Origin of the sequence: Bradyrhizobium sp. BLXBL-01, assembly GCF_051853025.1 — a bacterium.
GTDB lineage: Bacteria > Pseudomonadota > Alphaproteobacteria > Rhizobiales > Xanthobacteraceae > Bradyrhizobium.
This window is the reverse complement of record NZ_CP182471.1, coordinates 953412-978015: the sequence shown is the minus strand read 5'-3', so window position 1 is coordinate 978015 and position 24604 is coordinate 953412. Positions and strand designations below refer to the sequence as shown.

Sequence of the window (24604 nt, the reverse complement as noted above, 5' to 3'; positions counted from 1 at the left end):
GCATGGCGGATGCTCTGAAGGGGCGCACGGCGCTCGTGACCGGCGGCTCGCGCGGAATTGGCGCCGCCGTCTGTCATGCATTGGCCGAAGCAGGTGCAGCGGTTGCGATCAACTGCCGCGAGAGAATCGGGCAAGCCGAGCAGCTGGCGGGCGAGATCGGCAAGCAGGGCGGCCGCGCCATCGTGGTCGCCGCCGACGTCTCGCAGCGCGAAGCCGTGGCTGATATGGTCGAGCGTGTCACGGCCGGGCTCGGGCCGATCGACATCCTCGTCAACAATGCCGGCATTGCGATCACGCGCGGCGTCGACGATCTCACCGAGGACGATTTCGACCGCACCATCCTGGTCAACCTGAAATCCGCTTTCCTGTGCACGCAAGCGGTGCTGCCATCGATGCGCGCGCGGGCATGGGGCCGCATCGTCAACATCTCCTCGGGTGCCGCGCGCGGTGCGGGCTCGATCGGCCCGCACTACAATGCGTCAAAGGCAGGCATGGAGGGCCTGACGCGCGGCTATGCGGCGCGGCTGGTGAAGGAGGGCATCACCGTCAACGCCGTGGCGCCATCGCTGATCGAGACCGACATGATGAGCGGCCAGCTCCAGCTCGTCGGCCGCATCCCGCTCGGCCGCTTCGGCACGGCGGATGAGGTGGCGAAGGCCGTGATGCTGCTGGTCGACAATGCCTACATGACCGGACAGACCATCGCGCTGAGCGGCGGGATGGCGTTTAATTGAAGCGGAGCGGCGGGCTCTTCTTCCTTCTCCCCTTGTGGGAGAAGGTGGCGCGAAGCGCCGGATGAGGGGTATCTATCCGCGCGCAACACTCTTCGTGAGGATGGAGACCCCTCACCCGTCTCGCCGCTTCGCGGCGAGCCACCCTCTCCCACAAGGGGAGAGGGGAAGAAGGAACTCACCACATCGTTGCCGCCGCCCGTTCCGGCCAGGCGCGGTCGTACTCCGCACCGCCGACCTTGTTGTCACTCATCTCCGCAAGAATTTGCCCCGGCGTCGGCAACGTCTTCGGATCGACGCGCTTGTCGGGATTCCAGAGGTCGGCGCGGACGATGGCGCGGGCGCATTGGAAGTAGATCTCGTCCACGTTCATCACCATGACGCTGCGCGGCGCCTTGCCCTCGACCTTGAACGAGGCCAGCAGCTCCGGATCGATCGACAGATGCGCGCGGCCGTTGGCCCGCACCGCATTGCCGGAGCCGGGAATCAGGAACATCAACGACACGCGCGGGTCGCGCACGATATTGCGCAAGGAATCGACCCGGTTGTTGCCGCGGCGGTCGGGCAGCATCAGCGTCTTGGGGTCGTGGATGCGGACGAAGCCGGGCAGATCGCCGCGCGGAGAGCAGTCGATTCCCTCGGGCCCGATGGTGGCGAGCGCGGCGAACGGCGCCTTCTCGATGAAGATGCGGTAGAGCGGGGTGACGTGGTCGGCGACTTTCACGGTCGAGGCGTCATTGGTGGCGCCATAGATGGCTTCCAGCTGTTCGATCGTTTCGATCACCGTCATCCCACACTCTCTCTATCGCGCCGACAACTCGTCTTGCCAGCCTTGATTCCTGATCACGCGCACCAGCTGGCGGCTGTGATAATCCGCGCTGCCGGCATTGAGAATGGTGACATCCGCCTGCGCCGACGCGTCGTCGACGCTGCGCGACAGCCGCTCGGCGATGTCGCCGTCGCTTTTCCGGGCGCGCGCGGCAAGCCGCTGCGCCAATACGTCCGGCGGCGCCGTGATCGCGACCACCACGACCTCGGCATAGGCCCGGCGCAAGGCTTCGATCACGGTGCGCGAGACGTTGACGACGATGGTGCGGCCCGCGCGGATGTCGTCGTTGATCTCGAGCGGCAGTGCATAGGAATGCCCATGCGCTTCCCAGTGCACGGCGAAGTCGCCGTGCTCGCGCGCGCGGCGGAATTCGTCGGGGCTGACCGCGATATTGTCTTCATCGGCCGAGGACGCACGCGTCACGATGCGGCGCGGGAAGACGATGTCGGGATCGTCGCTGCAGGCTGCTTGCGCCAGCCGCAGCAAGGTATCCTTGCCGGCGCCGCTGGGGCCGACCACGAGCACAAGCCGGCCGGGGCCGATCGCACCCGCCTCGCCCTGCGCCGTCGTCACCATTTCGCTCATGCGACGCGGTGTCCTTCGCGCCAGACGCTGCGGACCACGGGAACGTGGCCTGCGACATGGACGCGGATCAAATCGGCGCGCTTGCCTGTCGCGACCTCGCCGCGGTCGGTGAGGCCGACCGCCTCGGCGGGCGCCTTCGTCACCGTGCGAACCGCTGCCGGAAGGCTGATCGCGGGCACATGCTCGGGTAATTGCAGCGCGGCCATCAGAAGGCTCGACGGGATATAATCCGACGACAGGATGTCGAGCAGGCCTTCGCGCGCGAGATCGACCGCGGCGATGTTGCCGGAGTGCGAGCCGCCGCGCACCACGTTCGGCGCGCCCATCAGGATGTCGATGCCGGCCTGGTGCAGGCCGCGTGCGGCCTCCAGCGTAGTCGGGAATTCCGCGACCGAGACGCGGTCGCGCACGGCGTCCGCGACGTTCTCCTCGGTGGTATCGTCGTGGCTCGCCAGCGGAATGTTGTACTCATGCGCCAGCGCCACGATCTCGCGCATGTTCACCGCGGCATAGAGCCTCTGATATTCGAAACGCTTTGCGAACAATTCGTCGAGCTCGGCATCGGTCTTGCCGCCGCCCTTGCCGCGATAATAGTCGCGCAGCTTGACCTCGTCGCGGAACTGGCGCTGGCCGGGTGTGTGGTCCATCAGCGACATCAGCTTGACGTCCGGACGGTCGATCAGCTCCTTGGCTTCCTCGACCACGCTCGGCATCGGGATCTCGCAGCGCAGATGCAGGAAGTGATCGGCGCGCAGCAGGTTGGCCTCGCGCGCATTGGTGATCGCGGCGGCGAGCACGCCGGCGCGGCCATCGACCTCCTCGGCGCCGTCCTCGCGCCAGACCCGGAGCGAATCGAATACGGTGGTGATGCCCGAGGTCGCAAGCTGGCCGTCATAGGAGATGACGGCGGCGACCGGATTCCAGAACACCTTTGGCCGCGGCACGTAATGCGCTTCGAGATGATCGGTGTGGAGCTCGATCAGGCCGGGCATGATCAGATCGCCGCCGGCATCCTCGGCGCCCGCGGGCGCCCTCCCCTCGCCGACCTCCGCGATGCGGCCGTCGGCAAGCGCGAGCCAACCCTGCTCGATCACCCGGTCAGCCAGCACGATCCTGGCATTGGCGATCATGGATTCCTTCTTCATTTCCCAGTTCCTTCAGGCCGCGGCGGCAAAGCTGGTGACGTCAACGATGCGGTCGGCAATCAGATGACGGATTTCGTCGTCATGGACAATGGCGACCATGGCGACGCCCTGATGTTTCTTTTCAGCGACCAGCTCGATCACCACGGCGCGATTGGCGGCATCCAGCGAGGCGGTCGGCTCGTCCAGCAGCAGGATCGGCAGGTCCGAGATGAAGCCGCGCGCGATGTTGACGCGCTGCTGCTCGCCGCCGGAGAAGGTCGCGGGCGGCAGCTGCCAAAGTCGCTCGGGGATGTTGAGACGATGCAGCAATTCGCCGGCGCGCGCCTGTGCGTCGGCCCGGCTCATGCCGTTCACGATCAGCGGCTCCGCGACGACGTCGATGGTCGCAACCCGCGGCACGGCCCGCAGGAACTGGCTGACATAGCCGATGGTGGAACGGCGGATATTGAGCACCTGACGCGGCTCGGCGGTGGCGAGATCGACCACCCCACCGCGATGGCGGATACCGATCCGGCCGCTGTCGCAGCGATAATTGCCGAAGATCATCTTCAGGATCGACGATTTGCCGGCGCCGGATGGGCCGGACAGCACGACGCACTCGCCGGGATTGGCCTGGAAGGTCACCCCGCGCACCACCGGCAGCTCGATGCCGCCCTGCAGGTGCATCGTAAAGGTCTTGCCGGCGTCGGTGATGTCGATCATGGCGGTCATTGGAGGGCTCATATTGCAAGGTTCATGGCGGCAGGATCGAGGAGACGAGGAGCTGGGTATAGGGTTCGCGCGGATCGTCGAGCACCTGATCGGTCAGGCCGGTCTCGATGACGCGGCCGCCCTTCATCACCATCACGCGGTGCGACAGGAGGCGCGCCACCGCGAGATCGTGGGTGACGATGATTACGGCGAGGTTCAGCTCGGCGACGAGGCTGCGCAGGAGGTCGAGCAGGCGCGCCTGCACCGAGACGTCAAGTCCGCCGGTCGGCTCGTCCATGAATACGAGCCGCGGCTCGGTGACGAGATTGCGGGCGATCTGGAGGCGCTGGCGCATGCCGCCGGAATAGGTGCGCGGCGCATCGTCGATGCGCGCTGTGTCGATCTCGACGCGGGTAAGCCAGTCGGAGGCGGTGTCGCGGATGCGGCCGTAATGATTCCAGCCCACCGCCATCAGCCGCTCGCCGACATTGGCGCCGGCGGAGACCGCCATGCGCAGGCCCTGCGCGGGATCCTGGTGCACGAAACCCCAATCGGTGCGGAACAGGAAGCGCCGTTCGGCCTCGCCCAGCGTGGCGAGATCGCGGGTGACGCCGTCGCGCATCCGGTACGAGACGCGGCCCGCGGTCGGCGTGAGCTGGCCCGACAGCATCTGCAGCAGCGTCGACTTGCCCGAGCCGGATTCGCCGACGATCGCCAGCACCTCGCCGGGATAGAGCGAAAACGACACGTCGCGGCAGGCATTGATGCGGCCGAACGACTTGCTGAGGGATGTTGCGACCAGCAGCGGCTCGTCGTTGTCGAGCAAATTGTGATCAGCCATTCGCGGCCTCCTGCGCCTTCTCCTTGTACGGCGCGGCACTGAGGCTGCCGTGGTGGCCGGCGGCCTGGCGGCCCTCGCAATAATCGGTGTCCGAGCAGACGAACATGCGCCCGCCCTTGTCGTCGGTCACGATCTCGTCGAGATACGAATTCTCCGCCCCGCACAGCGCGCAGGGCGCATTGAAGCGGTAGGGCTCGAACGGGTGATCCTCGAAATCGAGCGACACCACCTGCGTATAGGGCGGGATCGCGTAGATGCGTTTCTCGCGGCCGGCGCCGAACAATTGCAGTGCCGGGCTATTGTCCATCTTGGGATTGTCGAATTTCGGCGTCGGCGACGGGTCCATCACGTAGCGCGCGTTCACCTTCACCGGATAGGCATAGGCGGTGGCGATATGGCCGAAGCGGGCGATGTCCTCGTAGAGCTTCACATGCATCAGGCCGTATTCGGCGAGCGCGTGCATGCGCCGCGTCTCGGTCTCGCGCGGCTCGAGGAAGCGCAACGGCTCGGGGATCGGCACCTGATAGACCAGCACCTGGTTCGCACATAGCGCCGTCTCCGGGATGCGGTGGCGGGTCTGGATCACGGTTGCCTCGTCCGTCGCCGTGGTCGTCGCAACGCCCGCGGTCTTGGCGAAGAATTTGCGGATCGAGATCGCGTTGGTGGTGTCGTCCGAACCCTGGTCGATCACCTTGAGCACGTCCTTGGGCCCGAGGATCGCGGCGGTGACCTGCACGCCGCCGGTGCCCCAGCCGTAGGGCATCGGCATTTCGCGGCTGGCGAACGGCACCTGATAGCCGGGGATCGCGATTGCCTTCAGGATCGCGCGGCGGATCATGCGCTTGGTCTGCTCGTCGAGATAGGCGAAGTTGTAGGCGGGCGCGTTCATTCCGCGGCCTCCTTCATGGCATCGGGCGTGTTGGCATCGGCGAACGCTTTAGAGAACTCTTGGCGCAGCTTGCGCAAGAGGCCGAGCTCGGACTGGAAATCGACATAATGCGGCAGCTTCAGGTGCTCGACGAAGCCGGTTGCCTGGACATTGTCCGAATGCGACATCACGAACTCTTCGTCCTGCGCGGGGGCAAGCGCCTCCTCGCCGAGCTCACGGGCGCGCAACGCGCGATCGACCAGCGCCATCGACATGGTCTTGCGCTCGCTCTGGCCGAAGGCGAGGCCATAGCCGCGGGTGAAGCACGGCGCCTCGGTCGCCGAGCCCTTGAACTGGTTGACCATCTGGCACTCGGTGAGCTCGATCGCGCCGAGCGGCACGGCGAAGCCGACGTCTTCCGCGACGAAGTCGACCTCGACCTCACCGAAGCGGATCTCGCCGACAAAGGGATGGTTGCGGCCGTAGCCGCGCTGGGTGGAATAGCCCATCGCGAGCAGAAAGCCTTCGTCACCGCGCGCAAGGTTCTGCAGGCGCAAATCGCGATCCGCGGGGAAATCAGCGGCTCACGGGTGAGATCGCCGACGCTGGCGCCGTCCGCGGCCTCCGGCGAAGATTCGATCAGCCCGTCGCGGCCGAGAATGTCGGTCACGCGCGGGGTCGGCGCGGTCGAAGCTTCGGCCGCGGCCGGCGTCTCCGGCACGAAGCCCTCAGCGAGCGAAGGGTCGAGCAGGCGGTGCGTGTAGTCGAAGGTCGGACCCAGAATCTGCCCGCCGGGAATGTCCTTGAAGGTCGCCGACACCCGCCGCTGCACCCGCATCGCGCCGGTGTCGACGGGCTCGCTGGCACCGAAACGCGGCAGCGTGGCGCGAAAGGCGCGAACCAGGAAGATCGCCTCGATCAAATCGCCGCGCGCCTGCTTGATCGCAAGCGCCGCGAGCTCGCGGTCATAGAGCGAGCCTTCGCTCATGACGCGATCGACGGCAAGACCGAGCTGCTCCGAGATCTGGTCGAGGGCGATTTCCGCAACGCTTTCGTCGCCACGCCGCTTATGCGCGAGCAGGCGATGGGCGTTCTCGATGGCGCGTTCGCCGCCTTTGACTGCGACATACATGCTTCTAGCTTCCCTTGCTCACGACGCGCGTGGTGCGCGGGATCGCGACCACGGCGTCATCGGCGACCAGCACCACATCGATACCGCGCGGAAACAGCGCTTCGTTCATATGCAGGCGCTCGAACAGGTCGAAAGGCTTGATCGACGCCTGCAGCGTGGCGGTCCCATCGATGCCGGGCCCGCGCAGCTCGAAGCTGCGCCCGGTGGCGAGGCTGTCGACCTGGATGATCACGGTCGTCGAACGGTCCGGATACTCGCTCGTGCCGAGCGCGAAGCGCTCGAGCGAAGGCAGCGCACCGCCGTCGCCGATGAGCGCGAACGAGGCGATGGATGAATCCTGCACGACCGGCGCGCCGGTGTGGAACTTGAGCCACTTCGTCACGTCCGCGCTCTCCGCCATCCGCGCATCGAGCCAGAGCGGCGTGTCGTGATCGAACAGCGTCAGCGCGATCGCGGCGGTGCCGCGCATCATCGTATCAGGCGCCCCCGCCATCGGCACGATGCGCTGAACCGAGCCCGGCCGCGCCATGGCATCCATGACCGAGCGAAAGGTCGATTGCGCCGACAGCACCTTGTCGGCGAACCCCGGCGGCAGTTCCGCAATCGTGGTCATGATCTCACCCCTCACCGCGCACCATGGTGTAGAAATCAACCTTCGTCGCGGCGGTCTCTTCCGCCGCCTGTTTGCGCCTGACCATAAGCTGCTCGCGCAACGGCGCGATAACGTCGCGCTCCACCGCTCCGCCGAAATCGCGGGACTGCACCAGCGCATCGCACAGCGCGATCAGCCGCGCCTTCTCACCGTCGCGGCCGAGCGTGTAGCCGAACCCGACCTCGCCGCTCGCAAGCCGCACCGCGGCGCGCGACACCGTGGCTTCGCCGAGATTGAACGGCGCGCCGTCGCCGCCGACCCGGCCGCGCAGCATGACGAGGCCGTTCTCCGGCGTGCGCAGATCCTGATGGTCCGGCAAAGGCAGGTCCGAGGCCAAGTTGCGGAGGCGAGCGGCGATCTCGCCCGCCTCCGCGTGCGCCAGCACCGCCATTGCGGCCTTGCGCTGCGCTTGCTGGTCATTGTGCTGGGTCACCTGGTCCACCGAACATTTTGACAGAACTTGCCGCATCGAAGTTGTCTATGATAATAGACAACTTCATAAGGACGCGCCATGACTGTTTCGTGACAATGCTGTGATTTCTGGAGTAGGTTTCCCGCGACATGAGCATGCAGGACACAGCCTCGTCGGGCGTCGCGCTATGGCGCCTCGTTGCCGACGGCATCGAGCGCGGCATCGCCGACGGCCGCTTTGCGGCCGGCGACAAATTGCCGGGCGAGATGGAGATCGCCGAAACCTATCGCGTCAACCGCCACACCGTACGGCGCGCGCTCGCGGCACTTGCCGAGCGCGGCCTGGTGCGCGCGGAGCGCGGCAGCGGAACCTATGTCGAGGCACAGAAGCTCGCTTATCCCTTGCGCTCGCGCACGCGCTTCTCAGAGATCGTCGGCGCGGATGGCCGCGAGCCGCATGGCCGGCTGATCGAGGCGACCGATGACGTCGCGACGCGCGAGCTCGCGCGGGAGCTGGGACTAAAGACCGGCGCGCCCCTAGTGCGAATCGAAGCGATCCGCCTTGCCGACCGTACGCCGATTTGCGTTTCCACGACCTGGCTGTCGGCGGACCTGTTCCCGGGTGCCGGCGCCGTGTTCGCGGCGACGCGCTCGATGACGAAGCTGCTGGAGCATTTCGGCGTCCGCGACTATCGCCGCGGCGCAACCCGAATCACCGCGGGCATCGTGGACGCGACCGATGCGGCACGTCTCGATCTAGCGCTGGGGCGGCCGATCCTGGTGGTGGACGCCACCGACCACGATCTCACGGGCAGGCCGCTGGTGACCAAGCATTCGCGGTTTGCGGCGGAGCGGGTGGAGTTTTTGGTGGAGTCGTAGCTCTCTCCACGACACCGGACCCGTAGAGCCTGTGAGCCAATTCGTTTTGTTTCGGCTTCGGCATCAAGGGGTGGTATCGCCCCTTGATGGGGGAAGCCGGCGGCGTCAGGCTGTTGGTTATCTATGCTTTTGCGAGACGATGCCCTTGCAGGATGTTGTTGGTGAGGGCGTACCAGAGCACGACGGCACGGACCTTCTCGATGCCGCGCACGGTCAGTTGCCTGAGGTCCCAGTTGCGCCAGCGGGCATGGATGCATTCGCAGATGGTACGGGCCTGGTACTGTGCCTTGCCGGCTTCGCTGGCCATGCGAGCACGCCAGGCCGCTATGCCAGGACCGTCGCTGCTCCGGGGTAAGAAGGGATCGACACCGCTCCTGGATTGGGGCGGTGGACAGTAAACCTCGATGCCCTCGCCATGCGCCCATTCGATGTCGTCGCCAGTGCAGAACCCGCCATCGGCGAGGTAGCGGCGTGGCAAGCGCTTCAGCCGAGCGCGCGTTCGCTCCAGCATCGGGCGCATCAAGCCACGATCTGAGCCGCTGTTGTCGACATCGATCGCGACCACGATCAGTTCGCCAGCCGCGCTAGCCACCTGCACATTATAGGCCGGACGGAAGCCGGCATCGGCCATCTTCATCACCCTGGCCTGCGGGTCGGTGGTGGAGGCCCGAGGCTCCTTCGGCTTCTTGCCATTGCCGCCCTTGTCGTCGAGCTGTTTTCGCTTGCGCTTGATCTCGGCCAGCGCGGCCTGCGCGGCTTGCACCCGCTCGCTGCGTTCGCGCGCCGCCCGCTCTTTGGCGGCCCGGATCCGCCGATTGCTGGCTTCCGGGTCCGCATCGACCTCGCGCTTGAGCTCTTCCACAATGGCCTCGGCCTGCGCCATCTGCCGATCCAGCGTCGCCTCCCGCCGGAAAGATCCGGTCCCGGCATTCGCTCGTATCCGCACCCCGTCCTGGGTCAGCTTCTCCAGATCGACCAGCCCTGCCTCGTTCAGGGCCACCAGATGTTCAACCAGCAAACGGTCGAGCAAGTCGGCACAGCCGACCCGGAAGTCCGACAGCCCGTGATGGTTCAACGACACGCCACCGCAGAGCCAGCGGTAGACGTCGTGGCTGTCGCAGAGCCGGTCCAGCGCCCGCGCGCTGCCAACGGCATCGCTCGCGGCGTACAGCCAAAGCGCCAGCAACAACCGTGGCGATGGCGCCGGATGGCCCGGCCTGTTTTCCCGTGCCTTGACGCGATCTTCCAGCTCGCTCAGGTCCAGCCCTTCGACATAAGCCCAGATCACCCGCGCTGGATGATCCTGCCCGATCAGGCTGTCGATATCGACCGCTCGCAATTCGACCTGATTGCGCACAGGCTCGCGCAGCCGAGGTGCGCCTTGCGGCACCGCTTCGGTTCGTGCCGACTGCTCCGGCAATTCACCAAAAAGTCCGTCGTCAGCCATCATCCTCTCCAGCAGATCAGTCTGCCCAGAGAATCACATTCGTCTGACGCGCGGTACAAAAGATTCACAGTCTCGTAGGGTGGGCAAAGGCGCCCTTGCGCCGTGCCCACGATCTTTCTCGATCGTCAGAGGTGGTGGGCACGCTTCGCTTTGCCCACCCTACGGCACCTTTGCTCAGGCCACAGCCCTTCGCCCAATGATCGCAAAGCGCAGCTTGCCCGAGATGAAATCGATCGCGGCGACCGCGACCAGGATCATCAGGATCAGGAACGACACTTTCTGCCATTCCAGCACGCGGATCTGCTCGGCGAGCTGGAGGCCGATGCCGCCGGCGCCGACGATGCCGATGATGGTCGCCGAGCGCGTGTTGGATTCGATGAAATAGAGCACCTGTCCGGCAATCACGGGCAGCACCTGCGGCAGCAGGCCGAAGCGGATCTCGTGCAGCGCGCTGCCGCCGGAGGCGCGGATGCCTTCGACCTGCTTCTGGTCGGCGCCCTCGATCGCCTCCGAGAACAGCTTGCCGAAGGCGCCGAAATCCGACACCGCGATGGCGAGCACGCCGGCGAACGGGCCGAGGCCGACGACGTTGATCCACACCAGCGCCCAGATCAGGGTGTCGACGCCGCGGATCGAATCCAGGAAACGACGGACCGGGAAGCGCAGGATGTTCGACGGCACGATGTTGCGCGCGGCCAGCAAGCTCACCGGCAGCGCGAACACCGCTGCCAGCGTGGTGCCGAGCAGCGCGATCGAGAGCGTCTCCCCGAGCGCCTTCAGATAGACCGGCAGCGAGGAGCCGGGATCCGGCGGGATCATCATCAGGCTAATCCAGCCGAGCTGGCTAAGGCCGGCGAAGAAGCGCGACGGCGAGAAATCGAGATCGACGAGGCCGTAGATGAGAATCGCGAACGCCGCGACGATCATCGCGGGCGTCGCGAGCCGCGCCGAGGCCGGCCGATCGAACACATCGGGGTAGCGTGCACGCATCTCGCGCGTATCGACCTCCTGCGGCCTCGTCACGTCCGCGCCTCCTTGCCGAACAGGCGGCCGCGCAGCCAGCCGGTGGTGATGTCGATGATGAAGACCGTGACGATGATGGTGAGCAGGATGGCGCTGACGTCCGAATAGTAGAACTTGCGGATCGCGACGACGAGCTCCTGGCCGATGCCGCCGGCGCCGACGAAGCCCATGACGGAGGCTTCGCGGACATTGATCTCGAAGCGCAGTAGCGCGTAGCTGGCGTAGCCGGCGGTGACCTGCGGCACGATGGCGAAGCGCATGCAGGAGAGCCAGCTCGCCCCGGTCGAGCGGATGCCCTCGACCGGCTTCATGTCGGCATTCTCGACGATCTCCGAGAACAGTTTTCCGAGCGCGCCGGTGGAGTGGATCGCAATCGCCAGCACGCCCGCCATCGGCCCGAGCCCGAAGGCGATGACGAAGACCAGCGCGAAGACGATGCCGGGAACGGTGCGGGCGAATTCGAGCAGGCGCCGCACGGTAAAGCGCAGCCAGGGCGCGGGCGAGGTGTTCTCGGCCGCGAAGAAATTGAGGGCGAAGGCGAAGGTCGCGCCGATCAGCGTGCCGACATAGGAGATCAGCAGCGTCTCACCCAGCATCTTCAGCCATTTGCGCCAGCCCCAGAACCACTCGCCGACATCGGTCCAGACCCGCTGGCCGCTGTCGAGCGTGAGGATGCGGTCGAAATAGCTGACGAAGTTGCCGAAATAGGTGAACAGCGTGCGCAAATTCACTTCGGCGCCGATCGCGGCGAGAGCCAGCGCGGCGGCAAACACGCCCGCTCCCAACAGGAGACGTAGCCGCCTGCGTGAAACCGCCTGGCGATAGGCAGCGTTGAGCGCGGCGAGCTGCTGCTCGGGGAGGATCGAAACCGCTGTCGTCATGGGGTCGAAACAGGTCCCGTCAAAGAAAGAGCCGGGTCTTTGGGACCCGGCTCAGGTGCATCGTCCCGAAGACTCAGGACGCCTTCTTCTTACGCAGTGCGTCGACGAACTTGATCAGCTCGATCGTGCCATCCCAGTCCTTGGTGGTGGCGGGATGAAAGCCCTTCTTCTGGCCGTCGGAGAGACGGTCGAACGCGGCCTTGTCCTTGGCCGGCGCGTCGAAGAACGCCTTGGCAATGGCGGTCTTGGCGTCTTCCGGCAGGTCGGAATTGTAGGCATAGGGGCCGTTGATGATCGGCGCCGATTTGTGGATGATGCGGAAATCGTCCTTCTTCATCGCCGAGCCGTCGGCGTTCTTCAGCATCCCCTTGGTCAGCATCTGCGCCAGCGTGGAATCGTCGTCGCTGGTCCACTGGTTGGCAGCGACTTCGACCGTGCCCTGCGCCAGCGCCAGCATCGCGTTCTCGTGGCTGCCGGTGAAGACGACCTTGCCGAAATAGGCGTCGGCATCGTGGATGCCCATCTTGTCGAGCTCGAAGCGCGGCACGTTGTTGCCGGAGGTCGAGTTCGGGTCGACGAGGCCGAGGTTCTTGCCCTTCAGGTCGTCGATCTTCTTGTAGGCGCTGCTTGCCTTGACGAAGAACACGGAATAGTAGCCGGTCGAGCCGTCGGCGTTGATGTCGTTGGCGAAGGCCTCGGACTTGACGCCGGTCAGGCGGGCACGCGCGAACGCGGCCGAGCCGTAGCTGGCGATGTGGATATTGCCGGCGCGCTGGCCTTCGATCACCGCGGCATAGTCGTTGGCGATGCGCAGCGTGACCTTTACGCCGAGTTCTTTCGATAGATAAGTCATGAACGGTGCCCAGCGCTCGGTGACGCCCGACGCGTTCTCGGCCGGAACGACCGCAAAGGTCAGCTCGGGGTATTTGGCCTTCCAGTCGTCGGCCGAGGCGGAGGCGGTGAAAGCGAGCGCAGCGGCGCCGGCCAGGATTAATCTGCGAGTGATCATGATACCCTCTTCATCGGTTGGGGGTCGGTTGACGCAAACTGGCAATTGAACAGGTGCGATGCGGCTTTAGGCGGCCGCGGCGGTTCCGAGCGCCGGCACGCCCTCGGGCGCCGGGACAGGCAGGCCACCCACGACGTCGGCAGCTTCGAGATCGTACAGCTCGCGCGCGACGTGATCGGTCAGCGCGGACGGCGCGCCGTCGAATACCACGCGACCGGCGGCCATGCCGATCAGGCGGTCGCAGTAGGTGCGGGCGAGATCGAGCGAATGCAGGTTGCAGAGCACCGTGATGCCGAAATGCTTGTTGATGCGCAAAAGCGCATCCATCACGATCTTGGTGTTGCGCGGATCGAGCGATGCGATCGGCTCGTCGGCGAGGATGATGTCGGGCTGCTGCACCAGCGCGCGGGCGATCGCGACGCGCTGCTGCTGGCCGCCGGAGAGCTGGTCGGCGCGCTGGGCGGCGAGCGAAGCGATGTCGAACTGCTCGAGCGCCGACATCGCCAGCGCCTTGTCCTGCTCGGGCCAGGCCTGCGACAGCGAGCGCCAGGCGGGCATCGTGGCGAGACGACCCATCAGGACATTGGTGAGCACGTCGAGCCGACCGATCAGGTTGAACTGCTGGAAGATCATCGCCGAGCGGGCGCGCCACTGCCGCAGCTCCTTGCCGCGCAGCACGGTGACGTCGACGCCGTCGAACAGGATGCGTCCCCCGGTCGGCGTCACGAGGCGATTGATGGTCCGCAGCAATGTCGACTTGCCGGCGCCGGATCGCCCGATCACACCGACGAAGCCGCCGGGGGAAACTTGAAACGAAGCGTCGTCCACCGCGGCTTTCGCGCCGAAGCGACACGTCAGGCCTTCAACCACCAGCATACAGGGGCTCCAGAGTAGCTGGAGCCAACCGCTAACGCCCGTGCTTAACACTTGTGTGACACACGCGCTGCGATGCGGCGATCCTACGCACGTCATCCCCTGTCATCTCGTTGTCATGACATCGTCATCCAGCCGCTCGAAGAAAAACGCCCCGCCCTCGCACTTCGGATGCAACATGGCCGCCAAAGCTCTTTCGGTTCAGCCGACCGTCGATCCCTCGGCCAAGCTGCACGAGACCAGGCTCGGCGCCTATACCGAGGTCGGCGCCCGCACCATCCTGCATGAAGTGGCGATGGGCGATTACTCCTATGTCGTGAACGACGCGCAGATCACTTGCACCACCATCGGAAAATTCTGCTCGATCGCGGCGATGACCCGGATCAATCCCGGCAACCATCCGATGCATCGCGCCACGCAGGCGCACTTCACCTACCGCTCCAGCGCCTATTTCGAGGGTGAGAGCGACGATTCCGAGTTCTTCGACTGGCGGCGCCAGCATCACGTTCATATCGGCCATGACGTCTGGATCGGCCATGGCGCGATCGTGCTGCCGGGCCGCAACATCGGCACCGGCGCGGTGATCGCCGCCGGCGCGATCGTCACCAAGGACGTGCCGGCCTACACCATCGTCGCCGGCAACCCAGCCCGTATCGTACGGCGGCGGTTCTCGGAGGAGATCGCCGGACGCCTTGCAAAGCTTGCCTGGTGGGACTGGGATCACGACAAATTGCGCGCGGCGCTGCCCGATTTCCGCAAGCTCGGGATTGAAGATTTCCTCTCGACATACGAAGCACGGGCAAGCTCACTCGCCAATTCCCCTGCCAGCAAACGAAGCGCGGTCGCGTGACAGACATAATCATCGAAGGCGGCCGGGCCTTGATCGGCGCCGAGCTCGCCGAAACCTCTCTTCTCGTCTCCGGAACGGACATTGCAGCGATCGATGCCTCTCGCGGCCGGGCGCGGCTGGCGCTCGACGCGCGTGACCTGCTGGTGCTGCCCGGCATCGTCGATCTGCATGGCGATGCCTTCGAGCGGCAGATGATGCCGCGCGCCGGCGTCGACTTTCCGATCGACGTTGCGCTCGCCGACAGCGACCGCCAGGCGATCAGCAATGGCATCACCACCGTGTTTCACGCCACGACCTGCTCCTGGGAGCCGGGCCTGCGCAGCGCCGACAATGCGCGCGGCCTGATGGAGGCGATCGAGCGGCAGCGCCCGCAATTCGCCGCCGACACCCGCTTCCACCTGCGGCACGAGACCTACAATCTCGATGCCGAGGCCGAGATCGCACAATGGCTCAGCGAGGGCCGCGTCGACCTGTTCGCTTTCAATGATCACATGGACGGCACGGTCGCCGACATGGCCAAGCCGCGCAAGCGCAACCGCATGGTGGAGCGCACCGGGCTGTCGAGCGAGGATTTTGACAAGCTGGTCGAGCGTGTGGTCTCGCGCGCCGCCGAGGTGCCGGCTTCGGTATCACGGCTGGCCGCTTTTGCCCGCGCAGCCGAGGTGCGGATGCTCTCGCATGACGACGCGAGCCCAACGATGCGCCGGGACTTTCGCGAGCTCGGCGCCTTGATCGCGGAATTTCCGATCAACGAGGAAACGGCGCGGGCTGCGGCCAGCCACGGCGATGCCATCGTCTATGGCGCGCCGAACGTCGTGCGGGGCGGCAGCCACACCGGCTGGAGCAGGGCCTCCGACATGATCGCCAAAGGGCTCTGCTCGGTGCTGGCGTCGGACTATTACTATCCGGCGCAGCTGCTCGCCGCGTTCCGCCTGGCCGCCGATGGCGTGGTGCCGCTGGCTCAGGCCTGGGATCTGGTCTCCGCCGGCCCGGCGCGCGCAACCGGCCTCACCGATCGCGGCCTGCTCGCGGAGGGACGCCGCGCTGACATTCTCCTCGTCGACGACAGCCTGGAGCTGCGGCCGCGGCTGATCGCGGTGATCTCAGGCGGCAAGCTCGTGCATCTCACCGACGCGACGCGGCTGCTCACCACGGCAGCAACGTCGCGCGAGGCTATCGTTGCGGCATGAATTGGTTATGCTGAGGTAATGACAGGTTTCCCCCGCTACGCGATCTATTTTGCCGCCGGCAGCGACAGCGCCCTCTCCCGCTTCGGCGCGGAGCTGCTCGGCTATGACGCCTATACCGGAGACGAGCTGCCGTTTCCGCGACAAGCGCTGCATGTCGCGCCGGACTGGCGCGAGGTCAGCGCCGATCCCCGCAAATACGGCTTTCACGCCACGCTGAAGGCACCGATGGCGCTGTCGCCTGGCAAGACCGAAGCCGATCTGAAGGCTGCCTGCGCGGCCTTCGCCGCCGAGGCGCGGCCGCATCCCGTGATCTCGCCAATTGTGGATTCCATCAGCGGCTTCATTGCTGTTATTCCGGCCGCGCCGGTCGAAGCTCTGCAGCAGCTTGCCGCCGATTGCGTTCGCGAGTTCGACCCGTTTCGCGCCGCGCTGACGGCGGAAGATCGCGTCCGGCGCAAGCCGGAGAAGCTCAGCGAGCGGCAGCGGGACTATCTCGACCGCTGGGGCTATCCCTACGTGATGGAAGAATTCCGCTTCCACATGACGCTGACGGGGCGCCTGGATGCGGAACGGCGCGGGCCGATCCTGCAGATGCTGCGGGAGCATTTTGCGGCGCTGCAGCTCGACGCGCTGACGGTCGACCGCATCGCGCTGTTCAAGCAGCATGATGCCAAGGCAAGATTTCGCATCACCGGCGAGTGGGCTCTGGCAAGATAGTTCACCACGTCCTCCGTCATTGCGAGGAGCGAAGCGACGAAGCAATCCGGACTGTTTCCAGAGGGAAAATCTGGATTGCTTCGCTTCGCTCGCAATGACGTTTGAAAGACATACTCAACCAAATTAGCGCTAGCTCGCAAGATTGAAAGCGAGCGCCACCGCGCCAACCACAACGAGGCTGGTCGCCCAGACTGCATCCAGGTTGAACCAGCTTCGCGAGACGAACCTCAATCCCAGATGGCGGTAGACCAGCCACGCCAGACATCCGCCGGCGCCGACCATGGCGGCAACGTGCACCAGGGACACCAGCACCGCCATCCCGAGATTTGCCTTCATCAGCGCGCCCGCCGCCTCATGGCCGGCATCGAGATCGAAGGCCTTGCAGAGCCCGAGATAGATCGGCACGAGCATCAGGGCGGCGCCGTGAGCGATGGCGACGGCAAATGACCAGAGCGCCAACTGCGTCGGCGGAATTCGTGCCAGCGTGCGCGGATGACGCCGGTCGATCAGCCGATAGACGCCAAAGCCGATGACGAGAAGGCTCGCACCGATCTGGATCGGACGCTGCCACGCGGCCAGCACGAGCAGGAAGGCGAACGGCAGCAACACGAGAAGTGTTGCCAGCAGATGCCCGGCCGCCAGAGCCCATAATGCACGGAAGAGCGCGCGCGGGCTCTTGTCCATGAGCCCGGCCGAAACGGCGAGCGGCCATCCCATTCCCGGATTGACCCCGTGGTAGAGGCCGCTCGCAACAAGCGCGAGCCACAGCCAGCCAAGGGCCGGGCTCGCATGCGTCCCATCTAGACCGACGGGTAGCAAAAGGAGTCCGTCGAACAGTCGCCGCCCTCGAGCCTGATCTGGTGCGCACGATATCCGTCGGGGAAACTCACGAAATAGTTCTTGTCGAGCTCGAGGCCACCGTTGCGACCGACATTGGCCATGACTTCCACGCCCGGAACCCCGTCGGGATAGAACTGGTCGTCCCAGGTGGAATAGAGCGAATTGGTCCAGTACACGCGCCGGCCGTCGCGGCTGATCTCGACCATCTGCGGACCTGCCGCAAAGGCCTTGCCGTTCGGATGGGGCGTGCGCCGCGCGATACCGCCGATGTGGACTGAGCCCGCAAGCTTCGGCTTTCTGGGATCGCTGACGTCGTACTGGCGCATTTCACCCGTGCCCCAGCACGAGACATAGAGAAACCGGTCGTCCATCGACAGGTCGATGTCCGTCACCAGCGGCGGCACGGCGCCAAATCCCTGCAGCAGCGGCGGCAGCTTCTCCTTGGGCGCGGGTTCAGGAGGAATCGTCGCCGTCTTCTCGGCATGGAATTTTCCATCCTCGCGCCACCAGGTCCAGATCGATGCTTCGAGGTTGGTGGTGTCGACCACCACGCCGACGAACCCGTACTCGCGAACCGGATCGTGCGCCGGCCGCACCTCCAGCGCCATCTGATGATTGGCGCCGAGGTCGATGGTCTGGACGTTGCGGCGGGCGCGAAGGTCCCAGAAGTGGAGACGATGGCCATATTTGTTCGCAAGCAGATCTTCCGGGACGATCCCGTTCTCGAACTGCGGCGGCAACGCCCATTCGCTCGTCACCATGTAGTCGCGCGGCAGATTCCACCAGAAATCATAATGCAGCGTCTGCGGGCCACGGTCGATCTCCCATCGTCCAAGGACCTCGAACGTCTCGCAATCCATGATGAAGACGCCCGGAGGTCCGTTGGTGCCGTCCTTGCCGCCGCCGCCCAGCGTGCTCACGTAAATGCCGTCCGGCCCGCAATGGATCGTGTGCGGCCGTGAGTAGCCGGTCTTCCTGAAGACCTCCTCTGGTTCGATGATCTTGTGGATCTTGGCTTGGGTCGGATCGGGCTTGGTATCGATGACGTAGATCCGCGACGAACGCAGCCCTGGGATGATGAGATAGCGCCGCTCGATGAAGGCGTGTCCGGCGAGCGGCGACAGAGCGGAGGAGCAGGCATTCCAGCCGAAGTGATGAAACTCATCGCCCTTGTTGGGCATCGTGACGGTATGGACGATCTGGCTATAGGTCGGCGATCCCGGCTTGACGTCGATGACCGCGAGAGCGTCCGGCTTTGAGAAATCCGGACTGAGCAGCAAGGTGTAAGCAAAGTTCTCCGCAGGCGCTTCCATCGCAAGCTTGGGCGATGCGTGAAAGGTGGGATCCGGCCTCATCGTCATGGCACTGCCTCCCTGTTCTGTCGGTTTGCACCAACCTGGCTCGGGATCGTGGCAAAAGAAGAGCTGTTGCGCGATGTCTTGTTGCGCGATGCCTGGGATTCTCCGCAGGGCCGGTTGGCGGGCGTACAATATGCCATCGCCGGGCCGGCGGAAACTGGCGGAATTGCGTTAATTCGACGCCTTCAGGCGAAATGAGCGCCCCCGTCATTGCGAGGAGCGAAGCGAAGCAATCCAGACTGTCTCCGCGGAAACAGTCTGGATTGCTTCGTCGCTTCGCTCCTCGCAATGACGGGGAGAGACCTATTTCCCCCAGCGCAGCCTTCGTAGGGTGGGCAAAGGCGCGCTTGCGCCGTGCCCACCAACTTTCGCGATGGCAACAGGTGGTGGGCACGCTTCGCTTTGCCCACCCCACGGCCGCGGGGTATGTGGCTCTACTTCCCCCACCTGAGCGCCAGTGCGTCGCGCTCCTTGGCCAGTTCCAGCAGACCCGCCCGCGTTGCCGGATGCAGCGGCTGCAGCGGATGGCGCACCGCCTCCGACTTGATCACGCCGCCGGCCTGCATCATGGCCTTGCAGGCGATCAGGCCGCATTGGCGGTTCTCGTAGTTGATCAGCGGCAGCCAGCGCTCGTAGGCGGCCTTCGCCTTCTCGCGATCGCCGGCGAAATAGGGATCGATGATCTGGCGGATGCCGTCGGGATAACCGCCGCCGGTCATGGCGCCGGTGGCGCCGGCGTCGAGATCGGCGAGCAGCGTGATTGCCTCCTCGCCGTCCCAGGGACCTTCGATGTCCTTGCCGCCCGCCTCGATCAGGCTGCGGAGTTTCGAGGCCGCGCCCGGCACCTCGATCTTGAAATAGCGGATGTTGGCAAACTCGCGCGACAGCCGCGCCAGCAACTCGACCGACAGCGGCGTGCCGGCCACCGGCGCGTCCTGGATCATGATCGGGATATTGATCGCCCCGGAGAGCACCTTGAAGAATTCGACGATGCCTTTCTCGGGGACGCGGAAGGTCGCGCCGTGATAGGGCGGCATCACCATCACCATGGCGGCGCCGGCCGCCTCGGCCTGTTTGCTGCGCGCCGCGCACACGGCCGAGCTGAAATGCGTGGTGGTGACGATCACGGGAACCCGGCCGGCCACATGCTCCAGCACCGTGTGCATCACCGTCTCGCGCTCGACATCGGTAAGCACGAACTGCTCGGAGAAATTGGCGAGGATGCAAATGCCGTGCGAGCCGGCATCGATCATGAAGTCGATGCAACGGCGCTGGCCCTCGAGGTCGAGCTCGCCGCGCTCGTCGAAGATGGTGGGCGCGACCGGGAACACGCCGCGATAAGGGCGTTGGGCCTTGTGTGGGGTGACCGGCATCGAACTCTCCATCCCTGATGTGTCTTGCGTCTGTCGCTGCGCTCGCGGGAGCGAGGCGGCACAGATGTACCCGCAGTGCCGGGCTGCGGCAATGCCCGCGCGACGCCCGATGGAAAGAGTACGAAAATCAGGCGCTCTTCACGGCGCCCAGGAAGCCCTCGACGGCGACGCGAAGACGATCGGCATCCGCCGACATCTTCTTGACGGACTCCGACAGCACGGTCCCGGCATTGCCGGTCTCCTGGTTGAGCCTGGCGACGCTGCCGATCGTGTCGGTGACCTCGCGGGTGCCCTGGGCCGCCTGCTGGAAGTTGCGCGAGATTTCCGTCGTCGCCGCGCGCTGCTCTTCGACCGCGGCGGCAATCGCCGTCATCTTCTCGTCGATGCCACCGATGGCCCCGCCAATCGACCGGATCGCGGCGACCGCCTGGCCGGTCGCGCCCTGGATCTCCTCGACCTGGCGCGAGATCTCTTCCGTCGCGGTCGCGGTTTGCGTCGCGAGGCTCTTGACCTCGCCCGCGACCACGGCGAAGCCGCGGCCGGCCTCGCCCGCGCGCGCGGCCTCGATGGTGGCGTTCAATGCCAGCAGATTGGTCTGGGCGGCGATCGCGTTGATCATCTTCACGACCTCGCCGATGCGGCTGGCCGTCTGATCGAGGATCTCGACCGTCGCATTGGTCTGCTCGGCCTGGGCCACGGCCTCGCGGGCCTCGCGCGCGCTCGACTGCACCTGCGCGGAGATCTCTCCCACGGAAGCGGAGAGCTCCTCGGTCGCGGCGGCAATGGTCTCGAGATTGTTGGTGGCCTGCTCGGCGGCGGAGGAGACCGCCGCGGTCTGGTTGCTCGATTCCGAGACCAGCGAGCGCACGCCGCTTGCGGTGGCGTCGAGCTCGCGCGTCGAGGCCGCAACGCTCTGGATAACGGCCTGCACCGTATCGTCGAAGCTGCGGCAGGCGGCATCGACGGTGCCGGAGCGGGCGAGCTGAAGCGCCTGCTGCGATTCGCGTTCGCGGCCGAGCCGCTCCGCGGTCGCCGCGCTCTCGCGCAGGCTTTCGAGCGCAGCCGCCATGGTGCCGAACTCGTCGGGATGCCGCGATTGCGGCACCGGCGTCGCATAGTCGCGGGCGCTGATGCGGGCGATGGCGTCGAGGATGGCGCGCACCGGCCGCATCAGGCGATTGCGCACCACGAACACGCCGGCGAGGGTCACGGCCAGCGCGAGCAGGAACGCGAAGGATTGCACGATGAGATTGGTCAACGCTTTGGCCTGGACCGCCTCAGCGCGCGCGATCGACAGGTCGAGCGCCTTGCTCGCGACCGCGACGATGGACGCGAAGGGGGACTGGCACAATGCGTTCCATTCCGAGGCGGGCATCGCGGGCCGGCCGCTGCCGTCGAAGCCCTTGGTGAGCTCGCCGATCTGCTTGAGGGCGCCGTCAGTCTTGGCCCTCGCATCCTTGGCCGTGTTGACGAGTTCGGCCGGCACGTCAGGCGCAGCCAGGAGCTCCTCCATGCCGGTCCACCCGGCGGTCACGACGCCGTTCCATCCGGCCACGGTCTGCTTCTGGGTGTCGTCGAGCGGCTTGCTGGCGTTGACGTTCGGCCGCAGGGTCGAGCACTGGATGCCGTAGCGGTCGCGCACCTGCCAGGCGAGGCGGCGGGCCTGGATCATGCGGGCGATGTAAGGATCGTTCATCCAGGCGCGGTTCGACACCGCGGTGGAGGCGAGATTGGCGGTCTCGATCACCTTGGTGACCGCATCGTACCAGGGTGCGGTGCGCTCCAGCTTGCGCTCGGCGCGCGGCAGCTTGGCCTCGTCGTAGAACAACTGGAATTTTGGTGCGGCCTCACTCCAGCGCTGCTTCAGCGTGCTGGCGAGCTCGTCGCGCGCCGCGAATTCGACGGTGGAGAGCGCAGCGCCGATGGCGTCAAAACCGGCCTGCTCGGCTTTCTCGGCGGCGCCGAGCTTGGCGCGCGGATCGTCCTCGCCGAGCAGCGCGCTCTGGGCATCGCCGCGATTGCTGCGCAGGGCAACCACGCCGTGGAAGATCGACTTGTCGGCATTCGCGAGCCGCTCGGTCTCCAGACTGTCGCTATAGCGGCCGAAAGCCCCGACCATCTGGATGGCCGTGCTGGTCAGCGCGCCGGCCGCCAACAGCGTCATCAGAACCAGGAGAAGCGTGCTTACCGATTTCTTAAAAATGGACATGGACCCAAAGACCCGCTCGCCGAGAGCGGTCACCTTGCACGGCCACATGCCAAAGTTTCGTTAAGGTTTATATCAAATGATAAGCGCCCCGGAGTTGCCGGCCCTGTCCGGGGCAGCCGGCTCACGCCACCTTCGTGAAATCCGGCGGGCGGCGCTCCGCAAACGCCGTAAACGCCTCGCGTGCTTCGGCGGTACGCAGGCGCTGCGCGAACTGCTCGCCTTCGGCCTGCATCTGCGCGACCAGCGCCTCGCCGTTGCGCATCAGCCGCTTGGTGGCGATGAGGGCCCCGGCCGGCTGGCGGGCGAGACGCTGCGCCAGCGCAAGCGCCTCGGCATCGAGCTTGTCCAGCGGCACCACGCGGTTGGCGAGGCCCCATTCCAGCGCGGACTTGGCCGGCACGGTCTCGCCGAGCGCGAACATCTCATAGGCGCGGGCATAGCCGATGCGCGCCGGCATCAACAGGCTGGAGGCGGCTTCCGGCACCAGCGCGAGGCTGACGAAGGGCGTCGACAATTGCGCGTTGTCGGCGAGCACGACGAGGTCGCAATGCAGCAGCATCGTGGTGCCGACGCCGACGGCGCGGCCCTGCACGGCCGCGACCAGCGGCCGGGTGCAGCGCGCCAGCGACTGGATGAAGCGCACCACGTTGCGGCTGCCCTCGGACTTGCCGGCCGCGACGGCCGCGAACTCGCCGACGTCGTTGCCGGCGGTGAACATGTCGCCCTCGCCGCGGATCAGGATCACGCGGGCGGACGGGTCGCGCTCGGCGGATTCGATCGTGTCGGCGAGCTTGCCGTACATCGCATCGGTCAGCGCGTTCTTCTTGTCGGGACGCGCCAAGGTGAGGGTGAGAATTCCGTTGTTTTTCTCGATCCGGACGTGCTCGGTCATTGGTCTGCTCCGTGTTAGTCGTCTGAACTTCTTGGAAACTTGTCCTGAATGCTCGTCAGCCAGCGCGCGACGATGTCGATCTCCGCGGCCGTGAATCCCTCCGTCAGCGCCGCATTGATCTCGGCCGCGCCAGTCTTCGCCTGCGCCAGCGCGGTGCGCCCCTTCGGCGTCAACCAGATGCGAAAGGCGCGGCCATCCTCGCGGTCGGCCCGCCGCTCGACCAGCCGCGCCGCTGCGCTGCGATCGACGAGACCGGAAATCCCGGCCGGCCCGAGATCGAGTGCCGCACCCGCCTCGCCCATCAGAATGCCGTCCTGCCGGCCGAGGATGAACAACAACCCCGCCTGCGCCGGCGTCACCTCGCTCGAAGGCTGCGCGGCCATCCAGCGCTGCAAACGGCGCTGGGCGACGTTCAACAAATAGATCAGCCGATGGTGCTTCGCTGCGGCTCCATTATTTCGCATACGAAATATCTAGCCCAACGGATCCCGATTGTCAAATCAGGGCCGCTAGGCCGACGCGGCGCGACAACCGTCGAGCAGAATTGCGGCGCATGTCTGCGCCCGCCTCTCGATCTCCTTGCGCGAGGGCAGTGCCAGGCTGGCGTAGATCGCCGCGCGCTGCGGCGCCGACACCATCATGCCTATCATCATTCCGGCGGCTTCATCGACGTTATCGAGCGCGATGCGCTTCTTCCTGACTTGATCGCGAAGCCAGCCCGCGAGCGCCGCCACGGTACGGGAGATGCCATCCCTGTAGAAATTCGCGGCAAGGTCGGGGAACGTGGCCGATTGCTGCAGTACCATACGCTGGAGTGCCACGACCTCCGGATCGAGCGCGAGATCGGCACAGGCGACAAGCACGGCAGCCAGACTCGTCTCGACGTCGGCCTGATTGTCGGCCTGAAGATTGACGTCGGAGAGCAACCGATCGAGCCGGTCCGCGCACATCGCCTCGAACAGCGCTGCCTTGCCCGGAAACAGCCGATAGAGAGTCTTGGTGGAGATGCCGGCGCCACGCGCCAGTTCTTCGGTGCTGGTTGCTGCGTAGCCATCGACTGCGAAGGCGTGCCGTGCCGCCTCGATGACGATGCGCTTCGTCTCGTCGTCGGTGCGCACTGGTGGCCGCCCACGCGGGCGGCCTTCTGATGACGATTTTGCCTGAGCCATGTTTTTAGAT

Annotated in this window: 26 protein-coding genes and 1 pseudogene; 6 read left to right on the top strand and 21 right to left on the bottom strand. The window is 65.8% G+C overall.

Annotated features, from left to right (window positions below; all coding sequences use genetic code 11):
* The first annotated feature begins 2 nt into the window (after window positions 1-2).
* Window positions 3-734: an SDR family NAD(P)-dependent oxidoreductase gene (locus tag ACNJYA_RS04565; RefSeq protein ID WP_439402116.1), complete on the top strand. Its 732-nt coding sequence runs from the start codon at window positions 3-5 to the stop codon at window positions 732-734.
* A gap of 175 nt (window positions 735-909) precedes the next feature.
* Here ACNJYA_RS04565 and ACNJYA_RS04560 read toward each other — a convergent pair whose 3' ends face one another.
* From ACNJYA_RS04560 to phnG, 9 genes and pseudogenes are all read right to left on the bottom strand, one after another.
* Window positions 910-1521: a pyridoxamine 5'-phosphate oxidase family protein gene (locus ACNJYA_RS04560; protein ID WP_439402115.1), complete on the bottom strand. Its 612-nt coding sequence runs from the start codon at window positions 1519-1521 to the stop codon at window positions 910-912.
* Between the two features lie 12 nt (window positions 1522-1533).
* The gene (phnN, locus tag ACNJYA_RS04555) at window positions 1534-2145 is read right to left on the bottom strand and encodes a phosphonate metabolism protein/1,5-bisphosphokinase (PRPP-forming) PhnN (protein ID WP_439402114.1); all 612 of its coding nucleotides are present in this window, start codon (window positions 2143-2145) and stop codon (window positions 1534-1536) included.
* Window positions 2142-3290, bottom strand: coding sequence for an alpha-D-ribose 1-methylphosphonate 5-triphosphate diphosphatase (locus ACNJYA_RS04550; RefSeq protein WP_439402113.1), 1149 nt, complete (start codon window positions 3288-3290; stop codon window positions 2142-2144). Before ACNJYA_RS04550 ends, phnN begins: the two co-directional genes overlap by 4 nt.
* A 12-nt stretch (window positions 3291-3302) precedes the next feature.
* Complete coding sequence (gene phnL / locus ACNJYA_RS04545; protein ID WP_439402112.1) at window positions 3303-4001, bottom strand: phosphonate C-P lyase system protein PhnL; 699 nt, start codon at window positions 3999-4001, stop codon at window positions 3303-3305.
* A 22-nt stretch (window positions 4002-4023) separates the two neighbouring features.
* Window positions 4024-4821 carry a phosphonate C-P lyase system protein PhnK gene (phnK, locus tag ACNJYA_RS04540; RefSeq protein ID WP_439402110.1) on the bottom strand — a complete coding sequence of 266 codons (798 nt, stop codon included), beginning with the start codon at window positions 4819-4821 and terminating at the stop codon, window positions 4024-4026.
* Complete coding sequence (locus ACNJYA_RS04535) at window positions 4814-5710, bottom strand: alpha-D-ribose 1-methylphosphonate 5-phosphate C-P-lyase PhnJ (protein ID WP_212259529.1); 897 nt, start codon at window positions 5708-5710, stop codon at window positions 4814-4816. The genes phnK and ACNJYA_RS04535 overlap by 8 nt, the downstream gene beginning before the upstream one ends.
* Window positions 5707-6821, bottom strand: a pseudogene (locus ACNJYA_RS04530) (carbon-phosphorus lyase complex subunit PhnI). The gene ACNJYA_RS04535 and the pseudogene ACNJYA_RS04530 overlap by 4 nt, the downstream one beginning before the upstream one ends.
* Before the next feature lie 4 nt (window positions 6822-6825).
* Window positions 6826-7434, bottom strand: a complete 609-nt coding sequence (gene phnH, locus ACNJYA_RS04525) for a phosphonate C-P lyase system protein PhnH (RefSeq protein ID WP_439402109.1) — start codon at window positions 7432-7434, stop codon at window positions 6826-6828.
* 4 nt (window positions 7435-7438) lie between these two features.
* Window positions 7439-7915 (bottom strand): phosphonate C-P lyase system protein PhnG, encoded by a 477-nt coding sequence (gene phnG, locus ACNJYA_RS04520; protein ID WP_439402108.1) that lies wholly within the window; start codon window positions 7913-7915, stop codon window positions 7439-7441.
* Between the two features lie 119 nt (window positions 7916-8034).
* Here phnG and phnF point away from each other — a divergent pair, with 119 nt between their 5' ends.
* On the top strand, window positions 8035-8763 hold the full coding sequence (phnF, locus tag ACNJYA_RS04515; protein WP_172785180.1) for a phosphonate metabolism transcriptional regulator PhnF: 729 nt from the start codon (window positions 8035-8037) through the stop codon (window positions 8761-8763).
* Between the two features lie 121 nt (window positions 8764-8884).
* Here phnF and ACNJYA_RS04510 read toward each other — a convergent pair whose 3' ends face one another.
* The 5 genes from ACNJYA_RS04510 to phnC form a co-directional block, all read right to left on the bottom strand.
* Window positions 8885-10213 carry an IS1182 family transposase gene (locus ACNJYA_RS04510; RefSeq protein WP_212257604.1) on the bottom strand — a complete coding sequence of 443 codons (1329 nt, stop codon included), beginning with the start codon at window positions 10211-10213 and terminating at the stop codon, window positions 8885-8887.
* A 171-nt stretch (window positions 10214-10384) separates the two neighbouring features.
* A complete protein-coding gene (gene phnE / locus ACNJYA_RS04505; protein WP_212259533.1) occupies window positions 10385-11233 on the bottom strand; it encodes a phosphonate ABC transporter, permease protein PhnE in 849 nt (282 codons plus the stop codon).
* Window positions 11230-12114: a phosphonate ABC transporter, permease protein PhnE gene (phnE, locus tag ACNJYA_RS04500; RefSeq protein WP_172785182.1), complete on the bottom strand. Its 885-nt coding sequence runs from the start codon at window positions 12112-12114 to the stop codon at window positions 11230-11232. The genes phnE (ACNJYA_RS04505) and phnE (ACNJYA_RS04500) overlap by 4 nt, the downstream gene beginning before the upstream one ends.
* A gap of 73 nt (window positions 12115-12187) precedes the next feature.
* Window positions 12188-13123 carry a phosphonate ABC transporter substrate-binding protein gene (phnD, locus tag ACNJYA_RS04495; RefSeq protein ID WP_172785183.1) on the bottom strand — a complete coding sequence of 312 codons (936 nt, stop codon included), beginning with the start codon at window positions 13121-13123 and terminating at the stop codon, window positions 12188-12190.
* Between the two features lie 66 nt (window positions 13124-13189).
* On the bottom strand, window positions 13190-13999 hold the full coding sequence (gene phnC, locus ACNJYA_RS04490; protein WP_439402107.1) for a phosphonate ABC transporter ATP-binding protein: 810 nt from the start codon (window positions 13997-13999) through the stop codon (window positions 13190-13192).
* Between the two features lie 175 nt (window positions 14000-14174).
* Here phnC and ACNJYA_RS04485 point away from each other — a divergent pair, with 175 nt between their 5' ends.
* From ACNJYA_RS04485 to ACNJYA_RS04475, 3 genes are read left to right on the top strand one after another with little or no spacing between them, the layout of a single operon-like run.
* Window positions 14175-14846, top strand: coding sequence for a chloramphenicol acetyltransferase (locus ACNJYA_RS04485; RefSeq protein ID WP_439402106.1), 672 nt, complete (start codon window positions 14175-14177; stop codon window positions 14844-14846).
* Entirely contained in the window at window positions 14843-16036 is a 1194-nt protein-coding gene (locus ACNJYA_RS04480; protein WP_439402105.1) for an alpha-D-ribose 1-methylphosphonate 5-triphosphate diphosphatase, read from the top strand. Before ACNJYA_RS04485 ends, ACNJYA_RS04480 begins: the two co-directional genes overlap by 4 nt.
* An 18-nt stretch (window positions 16037-16054) precedes the next feature.
* Window positions 16055-16753, top strand: coding sequence for a DUF1045 domain-containing protein (locus tag ACNJYA_RS04475; protein WP_439402104.1), 699 nt, complete (start codon window positions 16055-16057; stop codon window positions 16751-16753).
* Between the two features lie 129 nt (window positions 16754-16882).
* Here the strand turns inward: ACNJYA_RS04475 and ACNJYA_RS04470 are convergent, their stop codons facing one another.
* Window positions 16883-17470, bottom strand: coding sequence for a hypothetical protein (locus ACNJYA_RS04470; protein WP_210268235.1), 588 nt, complete (start codon window positions 17468-17470; stop codon window positions 16883-16885).
* 83 nt (window positions 17471-17553) lie between these two features.
* Window positions 17554-18954 carry a selenium-binding protein SBP56-related protein gene (locus ACNJYA_RS04465; protein WP_439402103.1) on the bottom strand — a complete coding sequence of 467 codons (1401 nt, stop codon included), beginning with the start codon at window positions 18952-18954 and terminating at the stop codon, window positions 17554-17556.
* 48 nt (window positions 18955-19002) lie between these two features.
* On the opposite strand from ACNJYA_RS04465, the gene ACNJYA_RS04460 reads away from it, so the two are divergent.
* Window positions 19003-19149 (top strand): hypothetical protein, encoded by a 147-nt coding sequence (locus tag ACNJYA_RS04460; protein ID WP_172785190.1) that lies wholly within the window; start codon window positions 19003-19005, stop codon window positions 19147-19149.
* A gap of 236 nt (window positions 19150-19385) precedes the next feature.
* On the opposite strand, the gene ACNJYA_RS04455 is transcribed toward ACNJYA_RS04460, so the two are convergent.
* From ACNJYA_RS04455 to ACNJYA_RS04435, 5 genes are all read right to left on the bottom strand, one after another.
* Window positions 19386-20324 carry a dihydrodipicolinate synthase family protein gene (locus tag ACNJYA_RS04455; RefSeq protein ID WP_439402102.1) on the bottom strand — a complete coding sequence of 313 codons (939 nt, stop codon included), beginning with the start codon at window positions 20322-20324 and terminating at the stop codon, window positions 19386-19388.
* Between the two features lie 127 nt (window positions 20325-20451).
* Complete coding sequence (locus ACNJYA_RS04450) at window positions 20452-22533, bottom strand: methyl-accepting chemotaxis protein (RefSeq protein ID WP_439402101.1); 2082 nt, start codon at window positions 22531-22533, stop codon at window positions 20452-20454.
* A gap of 121 nt (window positions 22534-22654) precedes the next feature.
* A complete protein-coding gene (locus ACNJYA_RS04445; protein WP_439402100.1) occupies window positions 22655-23425 on the bottom strand; it encodes an enoyl-CoA hydratase in 771 nt (256 codons plus the stop codon).
* A gap of 14 nt (window positions 23426-23439) precedes the next feature.
* The gene (locus tag ACNJYA_RS04440) at window positions 23440-23889 is read right to left on the bottom strand and encodes a MarR family winged helix-turn-helix transcriptional regulator (protein ID WP_172785194.1); all 450 of its coding nucleotides are present in this window, start codon (window positions 23887-23889) and stop codon (window positions 23440-23442) included.
* 45 nt (window positions 23890-23934) lie between these two features.
* Window positions 23935-24543: a TetR/AcrR family transcriptional regulator gene (locus tag ACNJYA_RS04435; RefSeq protein WP_260381881.1), complete on the bottom strand. Its 609-nt coding sequence runs from the start codon at window positions 24541-24543 to the stop codon at window positions 23935-23937.
* Window positions 24544-24604 lie beyond the last annotated feature (61 nt).